Source organism: Pseudomonas sp. (genome assembly GCF_051660785.1).
GTDB lineage: Bacteria > Pseudomonadota > Gammaproteobacteria > Pseudomonadales > Pseudomonadaceae > Aquipseudomonas.
In genome coordinates this window covers 1-8,797 of record NZ_JBOFQE010000084.1, presented here as the reverse complement: position 1 = coordinate 8,797, position 8,797 = coordinate 1, and the positions used below count along the sequence as shown (strand labels likewise).

Annotated in this window: 10 protein-coding genes; 1 reads left to right on the top strand and 9 read right to left on the bottom strand. The window is 58.4% G+C overall.

The annotated features are described in order from the left end of the window. Positions 1 to 93: 93 nt before the first annotated feature. The 9 genes from ACRC4F_RS22395 to ACRC4F_RS22355 form a co-directional block, all read right to left on the bottom strand. A complete protein-coding gene (locus ACRC4F_RS22395; protein ID WP_438661312.1) occupies positions 94 to 588 on the bottom strand; it encodes a DoxX family protein in 495 nt (164 codons plus the stop codon). Then, positions 585 to 1,346: an HvfC/BufC N-terminal domain-containing protein gene (locus ACRC4F_RS22390; RefSeq protein WP_438661311.1), complete on the bottom strand. Its 762-nt coding sequence runs from the start codon at positions 1,344 to 1,346 to the stop codon at positions 585 to 587. The genes ACRC4F_RS22395 and ACRC4F_RS22390 overlap by 4 nt, the downstream gene beginning before the upstream one ends. Beyond that, on the bottom strand, positions 1,343 to 2,197 hold the full coding sequence (gene bufB, locus ACRC4F_RS22385; protein WP_438661310.1) for an MNIO family bufferin maturase: 855 nt from the start codon (positions 2,195 to 2,197) through the stop codon (positions 1,343 to 1,345). The genes ACRC4F_RS22390 and bufB overlap by 4 nt, the downstream gene beginning before the upstream one ends. A 26-nt stretch (positions 2,198 to 2,223) precedes the next feature. Beyond that, entirely contained in the window at positions 2,224 to 2,532 is a 309-nt protein-coding gene (locus ACRC4F_RS22380; protein WP_438661309.1) for a BufA1 family periplasmic bufferin-type metallophore, read from the bottom strand. A gap of 313 nt (positions 2,533 to 2,845) precedes the next feature. Continuing rightward, positions 2,846 to 3,547, bottom strand: coding sequence for an ABC transporter ATP-binding protein (locus ACRC4F_RS22375; protein WP_109628304.1), 702 nt, complete (start codon positions 3,545 to 3,547; stop codon positions 2,846 to 2,848). Beyond that, positions 3,548 to 4,315 (bottom strand): high-affinity branched-chain amino acid ABC transporter ATP-binding protein LivG, encoded by a 768-nt coding sequence (livG, locus tag ACRC4F_RS22370; protein WP_109628305.1) that lies wholly within the window; start codon positions 4,313 to 4,315, stop codon positions 3,548 to 3,550. It lies immediately after the preceding gene. Further along, positions 4,312 to 5,568 carry a high-affinity branched-chain amino acid ABC transporter permease LivM gene (locus ACRC4F_RS22365; protein ID WP_438661308.1) on the bottom strand — a complete coding sequence of 419 codons (1,257 nt, stop codon included), beginning with the start codon at positions 5,566 to 5,568 and terminating at the stop codon, positions 4,312 to 4,314. Before ACRC4F_RS22365 ends, livG begins: the two co-directional genes overlap by 4 nt. Then, the gene (gene livH / locus ACRC4F_RS22360; RefSeq protein WP_438661307.1) at positions 5,565 to 6,488 is read right to left on the bottom strand and encodes a high-affinity branched-chain amino acid ABC transporter permease LivH; all 924 of its coding nucleotides are present in this window, start codon (positions 6,486 to 6,488) and stop codon (positions 5,565 to 5,567) included. The genes ACRC4F_RS22365 and livH overlap by 4 nt, the downstream gene beginning before the upstream one ends. Positions 6,489 to 6,720: 232 nt before the next feature. Continuing rightward, positions 6,721 to 7,848 carry a branched-chain amino acid ABC transporter substrate-binding protein gene (locus tag ACRC4F_RS22355; RefSeq protein ID WP_438661306.1) on the bottom strand — a complete coding sequence of 376 codons (1,128 nt, stop codon included), beginning with the start codon at positions 7,846 to 7,848 and terminating at the stop codon, positions 6,721 to 6,723. A 350-nt stretch (positions 7,849 to 8,198) separates the two neighbouring features. Here ACRC4F_RS22355 and ACRC4F_RS22350 point away from each other — a divergent pair, with 350 nt between their 5' ends. Beyond that, positions 8,199 to 8,504 (top strand): DUF2288 domain-containing protein, encoded by a 306-nt coding sequence (locus ACRC4F_RS22350; RefSeq protein ID WP_438661305.1) that lies wholly within the window; start codon positions 8,199 to 8,201, stop codon positions 8,502 to 8,504. Positions 8,505 to 8,797: the final 293 nt, after the last annotated feature.

Genomic DNA, 8,797 nt, shown 5'->3' with positions numbered 1-8,797 from the left:
GTGAGCCTGCTCGCGATAGCGGAGTGTCAGTCAGCATCATCACTGAATGACACACCGCTATCGCGAGCAGGCTCACTCCTACAGGGGGCTGTGTTAGCGGGAGAAATGTCGGGCGATCAGGTGATCAATCGACACCTTGCCCGGCCCGGTAGCCATCAGGTACAGCAGAACGGCAGCCCAGGTGCCATGGGTTGGATAAGCATCGGGGTACACGAACAGTTGAATGGTCAGGGTCATGCCCAGCAGCGCCAGCGCCGAAAACCGCGTGGCAAATCCGATCAGGATCAGCATCGGGAAGAAATGCTCGGCGAAGGCGGCCAGGTGCGCTGCCAGTTCCGGGGACAGCAAAGGCACGTGGTACTCGCTCTGGAATAACGGAATGGTCGAATCGGCCAGATGTGGCACACCCAGTTGAAAGGAGCCGTCGAACAAGTCGATGGCCAGGCCTTCAACCTTGGTTTGCCCGGACTTCCAGAACACCGCGGCGATGGAGAAGCGCGCGATAAAGGCGATCAGGCTATGGGGGATCATCTCCAGCAGCGCAATGGCACGGGCGATGGGGTTCTGTGATTCAGTCCGGATGTTCATGGCGACACCTTGTTGTTGTGCAAGTGAATGATGGCGTTGCGGCTGATCAGCAGCGCCAGGGTTTGGCTGAGGTCGAAGGCGGGGGCGGCCTCCAGCGCCTGCATCAGCGACAGGCCGTTTTGCAGGTTCTGAATGAAGGCGCTGGCACCTTGTTCGATGGCAAATACTTCAACGTCCAGACCGTTGCGCAGCACCAGCGCGTGTTGTCTCTGGTTCAGATCAATCCCCGCCAGCGTCGCTTCCCCTTGATGCGCGGCCCAGATTGCGACCACGGCGCAGGCTGAATTCAACAGATTGAGGGAGGGATGAAGTTCGACGCTGAGCTCGCTCAGGGCTTTTGGGTCGGCGAGTGCTGCGGCGATCTGTTCATGACCCACGCCTTGCGCATCGGCCGCGTGATAGGACATGACTCGCAGGCGCTCCAACCTGGCGACATCGGCCAGATAAGGCACGCTGGCGGCGGGTGCGAAGCCTTCGATGAAGGCTGCGAAATCATCGCCGTAACCCTTCATCAACGGGCTGCGGGGCGGGGAGTTTTGCACATGGATCCCGCCCATGGCCCGGAAGAACTCTTCACCGACCAATTGCATCACCACGGGGTAACTGTCCGCCAGTGCGTTGATCAGCGAGCTCTGCACATTGTTGCGGTACACCGCAAAACGGCTGGCCGGATCGGCGCCATTGGCACTGAATAATCCGTCGGGGCAGGGCTGCTGCGGATCGAGCAGTGCAGCCGCGAACTCGCCTTGAGTGCTCATGGCCGAACCTCCGCGCACCGCAACAACTCATCGGCCTGACGCGCTTCGGCGTGCAACACACTGAAGGCCGGCAGTTGATTGTCGCGTTCGATCAATGTCGCCATCGGGCCGACGCGCTCCAGCACTTGCACGTACAGCGCCCACACGGCGTTATCGATCGGCGCACCGTGATCGTCGATCAACAGACGCTCACCGAGGCTGTCGGTGTCTTCGGCAAATCCGGCGAGGTGAATCTCACCGACCGCATGAAGGGGCAGGGCGTCGATGTAGGCCAAAGGATCGTGTTGATGATTGATGCTCGATACATAGACGTTGTTTACGTCCAGCAGCAACCCGCAACCGGTGCGGCGAATGACTTCGCTGATGAAGTCGGCTTCATCGATTGTCGAGCGCTTGAACGCCAGGTAAGTCGCCGGGTTCTCCAGCAGCATCGGGCGCTTGAGCGTGGTTTGCACCTGATCGATGTGTTCGCAGACGCGGTTCAGCGTGGCGTTGTCGTACGCCAGCGGCAGCAGGTCATTGAGGAACACCGGGCCATGACTGGACCAGGCCAGGTGTTCGGAAAAGGAGTGGGGTTGATAGCGCTCGATCAACTCGGCAAGGCGTTGCAGGTGTTGAAGGTCCAGCGGACCTTCGGCACCGATGGACAAACCAACGCCATGCAGCGACAGCGGATACTGCTCGGTGATCAACCCCAGATAGTGATGAAGAGGGCCGCCGGCCACCATGTAGTTTTCGGCGTGGACTTCGAAGAAACCGATGTCCGGTTGTGAACCGAGCACTTCACGAAAGTGCCCGGTCTTGAGTCCCAGCCCGGCGCGGGGCGGGAGCCCGAACGGTGAATGGTTCATGGTCGACACTCAGGCTGGGAGGCGGATCAGGCTTTGGCTTTGAAGGCTTCCATCTGACCGAAACCGGTCGGCGAGGTCTTGCTTTCGGTGGTGGCGCAGGTGCCTTTCGGAACGAATTTCCAGGCGTTGGCCTGATGGTCGGTTTTCGCGGTGCCTGCGCAGGTGGTGCCAGCGCCAGCTGCGCAATCGTTATGGCCTTTCATGGCCACGCCGAAACATTTTTCCATGTTGCTGTTGTCGGCGGCCTGGACGGTGGAGACAGCGGCCATGCTCAGCGCGGAACCGAGGGCCAGAACCAGGGCGGTGGCGGACAGGGTGCGGGTGGTAGCAGTCATGATGTTTCTCCGAAAGTGGTCTTGGTTTGGCAAGCGTTTGTGCTTGCTTACCGCACTAGAGAGAGGTCATCGCGATGCGTTACAGCCCAATGCAAATTTTTTTAAAAAACCTCAAAACACCACAATCCCTGTGGGAGCGAGCCTGCTCGCGATAGCGGAGTGTCAGTCAACATCAATGCTGAATGTCACACCGCTATCGCGAGCAAGTCGAATCGTCGCACCGCCGCTCCCACAGGGGATCTTTATTCTCAGGAGGGTTTTCGGCAGCCACAAAAAAACGGCCAGAAGGCCGTTTTTTGTTTACCGCAAAAACTCAACCACCCAGATACGCTTCACGCACTTTCGGATCAGTCAGCAGCGCTTCGCCAGTGCCTGTCATCACCACCCGGCCGTTCTCCAGAACGTACGCACGGTCGGCAATTTTCAGCGCCTGGTTGGCGTTCTGCTCTACCAGGAACACGGTCACGCCATCCTTGCGCAGCTGTTCGATGATGTCGAAGATCTGCTGGATGATGATCGGTGCCAGGCCCAACGATGGCTCGTCGAGCAGCAGCAGTTTGGGTTTGCTCATCAGCGCACGGCCGATGGCGAGCATTTGCTGTTCGCCGCCGGACATGGTGCCGCCGCGTTGGGCAAAGCGTTCTTTCAGGCGTGGGAAAAGTTCGAGAACCTTGTCCATCTGTTCCTGATAGTCGCCCTTGTTGGTAAAGAATCCGCCCATGGACAGGTTCTCTTCCACGGTCAGACGGGCAAACACCCGACGACCTTCCGGCACGACCGCAATGCTTTTACGCATGATCTGCGACGAGTCCTGGCCGACGAGTTCTTCACCCATGTAGCGGATGCTGCCGCTGTGGGCTTGCGGCGAACCGCAGAGAGTCATCAGCAGGGTCGACTTGCCGGCACCGTTGGCGCCGATAAGAGTGACGATCTCGCCCTGGCGGACTTCGACGTTGACGCTGTGCAGCGCCTGGATCTTGCCGTAGAAGGTGGAAACGTTTTCGAATTGCAGCATTTACGCTTCCCCCAGATAGGCTTTGATCACTTCAGGATTGTCGCGGATCTGTTCCGGCGTACCGTCGGCCAGAGGCGTGCCCTGGTTGATCACGACGATGTGGTCGGAAATGCTCATGACCAGTTTCATGTCGTGTTCGATCAGCAGCACGGTGACATTGTGCTCTTCTCGCAACATGCTGATCAGCGCTTTCAGATCCTCGGTTTCCTTCGGGTTCAGGCCGGCGGCCGGTTCGTCGAGCATGAGGATCCGCGGGCGGGTCATCATGCAGCGGGCGATTTCCAGGCGACGCTGCTGACCGTAGGCCAGGGTGCCGGCCGGGCGGTTGGCGAACTGCGTGAGGTTGACCTTGTCCAGCCAGAACTCGGCGAACTCCATGGCTTCGCGTTCGCTTTTGCGGAACCCCGGGGTCTTGAACAGGCCGGACAGGAAGTTGGTGTTCAGGTGACGGTGCTGCGCGATCAAGAGGTTCTCGACCGCGGTCATGTCCTTGAACAACCGCACGTTCTGGAAGGTGCGCACCACGCCTTTGAGGGCGATCTTGTGGCCCGGCAGGCCTTCGATTGGCTCGCCGTCCAGCAGGATGCTGCCGCCACTCGGCTTGTAGAAACCGGTCAGGCAGTTGAACACCGTGGTTTTGCCGGCGCCGTTAGGGCCGATCAACGCAACTACCTGTTTTTCCTTCACGGTCAGGGCCACGCCGTTGACCGCCAGCAAGCCGCCGAAGCGCATGCTCAGATTTTCGACTTTAAGGATCTCGCGGCTCATTTGCGCAGCTCCATGTGAGGACGTTGCATGGGCAGCAAACCTTGAGGACGCCAGATCATCATCAGCACCATCAAGGCGCCGAACATCAACATGCGGTACTCACTGAACTCTCGCATCATTTCAGGCAGCAGGATCATCACCACGGCCGCGAGGATCACGCCCAGTTGCGAGCCCATGCCACCCAATACGACGATGGCGAGAATGATCGCCGACTCGATGAAGGTGAACGACTCCGGTGTCACCAGGCCCTGACGGGCAGCGAAGAAGCTGCCGGCAAAACCGGCGAAGCTGGCGCCCAGGGTGAAGGCCGAGAGCTTGATGACCGTAGGATTGAGACCCAGCGCACGGCAGGCAATTTCGTCTTCACGCAACGCTTCCCAGGCACGACCCAGCGGCATGCGCAGCAAGCGGTTGATGACGAACAGCGCACCGAGGGCCAGCAACAGGGCAACCAGGTACAGGAAAATCACCTTGTTGATCGAGTTGTAAGCGATGCCGAAGTACTCGTGGAACGTCTGCATGCCTTCGGCCGCTTTACGTTCGAAGGTCAGGCCGAAGAACGTCGGCTTCTCGATGTTGCTGATGCCGTTCGGGCCACCGGTGAGACCCGTCAGGTTACGCAGGAACAGACGGATGATTTCACCGAAACCCAGGGTCACGATCGCCAGGTAGTCGCCGCGCAGACGCAGCACCGGGAAGCCGAGCAGGAAGCCGAACGTGGCCGCCATCAGGCCGGCGATCGGCAGGCAGATCCAGAAGCTCAGACCGTAGTAATGCGACAGCAGCGCATAACTGTAGGCACCGACGGCATAGAAACCGACGTAACCCAGATCGAGCAGACCGGCCAGGCCCACCACGATGTTCAGGCCGAGGCCGAGCATCACGTAGATCAGCACCAGCGTGGCGATATCCACCGCGCCGCGAGAGCCGAAGAACGGCCACACCAGGGCACCGGCGATCAACGCAATGATGATCCAGCGCTGAGTGGTCGGCAGGGTCAGGAAGTTACTGGCCTTGGCCGGAATCAGCGGCATGTTTGGCGACGAACGCCAGGCCGAGCTGATCTGCTGATCGAACAGCACACGCAGGAACATCAGCACCGAGCACACGGCGATGGTGATCAGCGTTGCGTTGCTGGTGCCATGAACTTCGAGGTTGATGCCGACGATGGTCAGTTTCAAACCCAGTACCGGGTAGGCAACAGCCCACACCAGCAAGGCGCTGAACAACGCCTGTTTAAGATTCCTAGTCATACTTTCTCAACCTCCGGACGGCCCAGCAGGCCGGTTGGCCGGAACAACAACACCAGGACCAGCAGGCCGAACGCGACAACGTCCTTGTACTGGTCGCCGAAAATATCGGCACCGAAGGCTTCCGCGACACCGAGCACCAACCCGCCGAGCATGGCGCCGGGGATGCTGCCGATACCGCCCAGTACTGCTGCGGTGAAGGCCTTGAGGCCGACGAGGAAACCGGCGTTAGGGTTGATCACGCCGTATTGCATGCTCAACAGCACGGCCGCGATGGCCGCCAGTGCAGCACCAATGACGAAGGTCAGGGCGATGATGTTGTTGGTGTTGATACCCAGCAGGTTGGCCATCTTGATGTCTTCGGCACAGGCGCGGCAGGCGCGACCCAGGCGAGAGCGGGAGATGAACAGCGTCAGGCCGAGCATGGCGAGCAACGTCACCACGAACACCACGATTTGCATGTAGGAAATCAGCACTTCATGTGCGCCACCTGGCCCGAAGACAAAGTTGCCGGGAATCAGGTTGGGGATGGATTTGTCCTTGGAGTCTTGCGCCAGCAGAACCGTGTTCTGCAGGAAGATCGACATGCCGATGGCGGAAATCAGCGGAATCAGACGGTTGCTGCCGCGCAGGGGGCGGTAGGCGATCCGTTCGATACTGTAACCATAGGCACTGGTCACGACGATGGTCGCGAGGAAAGCGGCGGTCATCAACAGCGGAACACTGTCGAGTCCCATCATGGTCAGCCCGGCGATGGCGATGAACGCCACGTAGGAACCGATCATGTACACCTCGCCGTGGGCGAAGTTGATCATTCCAATGATGCCGTAAACCATCGTATAGCCGATGGCGATCAGGGCATACGTGCTGCCAATGGTCAGGCCATTAACCAGCTGTTGGAAGAAGTGATAGATGTCAGGCATTACAGCGCTCCTAAAAACCTGATACGCATTTCACTGGTGGAGTCATTTTCCCGCTCGAGCCCCGTGGATCTGCATCCACTTCGAACGCGAGGTTTGCCAGCGAACCGCTGATGACGGTTTTGAGATTTTCAGGTGGGGAGACTGGCGGATCACGCCAGCGCGGCCCAATACATTCGTAAAACAAAGCCCACGGCACGCCGTGGGCTTTATTGGCAGTCAGTCAGGCAACGCCTTACTGAGGCTTGGCTTCAGTTTTTGGTTTGCCGAAGTGCCACTCGTAAACCACAAATTTGAAGTCTTTCAGGTCGCCCTTGTCATCGAAGGCCAAGTCGCCGGTAGGCGTCTTGAAAGTGCCTGCGTGGATGGCAGCAGCCACTTTGGCAGTGTCTTCGGACTTGGCGGCCTTGATGCCGTCAGCAATCACGGTCACAGCGGAGTAGGCCGGGAACACGAACGGACCGCTCGGGTCTTCTTTCTTCGCTTTGAACGCGTCAGCCAGAGCGATGTTGGCCGGATCCTGGTCGAAGGATTTCGGCAGAGTTACCAGCAGACCTTCGGAAGCGTCCTTGGCGATCTGCGAAATGGAGTCGTTACCCACGCCTTCCGGACCCATGAACTTGGCTTTCAGGCCTTTTTCCTGGGCTTGACGCAGGATCAGACCCAGCTCCGGGTGGTAGCCGCCGTAGTAGACGAAGTCGACGTTGGCTTGCTTGAGCTTGGCGATGATCGAGGAGAAGTCCTTGTCGCCGGCGTTGATGCCTTCGAACACGGCGACCTTGGTGCCTTTCTTCTCGAGAGTGGTTTTAACGGCAGTGGCGATGCCTTCACCGTATTGCTGTTTGTCGTGCAGAACAGCAACGATCTTCGGTTTTACGAAGTCGGCAATGTAGTTACCGGCGGCAGGGCCCTGGGCGCTGTCCAGACCGATGGTGCGGAACACCATTTTGTAACCACGGGCGGTGATGTCCGGGCTGGTAGCAGCCGGGGTGATCATGATCACGCCTTCGTCTTCGTAAATGTCCGAAGCCGGTTGAGTGGAGCTGGAGCACAGGTGACCGACCACGAACTTCACGCCGTCGTTGACGACTTTGTTCGCGACCGCTACCGCTTGTTTCGGATCACAGGCGTCATCATATTCAACGGCTTCGAGTTTCTTGCCGTCTACGCCGCCTTTGGCGTTGATCTGTTCGATGGCCATTTTGGCGCCACTGAACTGCATGTCGCCGTATTGGGCTACAGGGCCGGTTTTAGGGCCGGCGATGCCGATCTTGATGGTGTCAGCTGCGAACGAATGGCTGGCAACCCCGGCCAGAACCATAGCGGCAAACAGTTTGGAAATCTGCTTAGTAGCCTTAGTCATAGTGCTCCACTCTTACTGTTGTAGTTTTTATAGTCCTGGCGCCGTAGCAGCAGAACCGGGTCAGATATCTTCGATATCCTCCGGAAAATGCCCCCGGCAACTGTACCGGTACAGTGTAGAGCGCCAATTGTTAGCCTGGGAAGCTGGCGCCAGGGGGCAAAACCAGAGGGTGTCGCTTTATTGAAAGAAAAAGACAGAATAGCGGCGGGATGTTAGCTGGCTAATTGCTTGATTCAGCAGCATTCCCTGGCTTTCCTGCTCTTTTCGTTCGGTGACTCAATTGCATCCGGGTTTTTCTGCCAGACCACCGACGTTATCATTCGCGTCGATTTCTTTTCCGGACAGCGCCCATGAATAAAGAACCTAGCACCCTCTATGCCAAGCTGCTTGGTGAAACCGCATCTATTACGTGGAAAGAGTTGGAGCCCTTCTTTGCCAAGGGTGCCCTATTGTGGGTCGATCCCGGCCTGGATTTGATCGCCGCCGCGGAAGCCGTAGCGACGGATGAAGGTGAGAAAGTGGCTGCCTGGCTGGCCTCCGACAAGGTCGCCAAGCTCTCTGAAACGCGGGCGCTGGATCTATTTGAACGTGACCCGCAGCTATGGGCAGTGGTGGTTTCGCCGTGGATTCTGATCCAGGAAAGGGCGACGAGCTGACGACCTGCACTTTTTTGGTGCGCCCATCGGACGACTAAAAGTGTGTAGGTGAGTAGCGTGATGGCATGTTGCCGTAGAGAAAGGCCACAGAAGGGTCTTGGCGAGGGTGACGTAAACGTAACGGGAACAGTTTATTGAGCAGCCGATTGGCTGCTTAATTGTTTCTGGATGTTGGTATTTGTGGTGAATCTGATGCCGCCATCGCGAGCAGGTCGAATCGTCGCACCGTCGCTCCCACAGTTTGATCGCGTTCCTTCAGAAGGAATGCGATCCCTGTGGGAGCGACGGTGCGA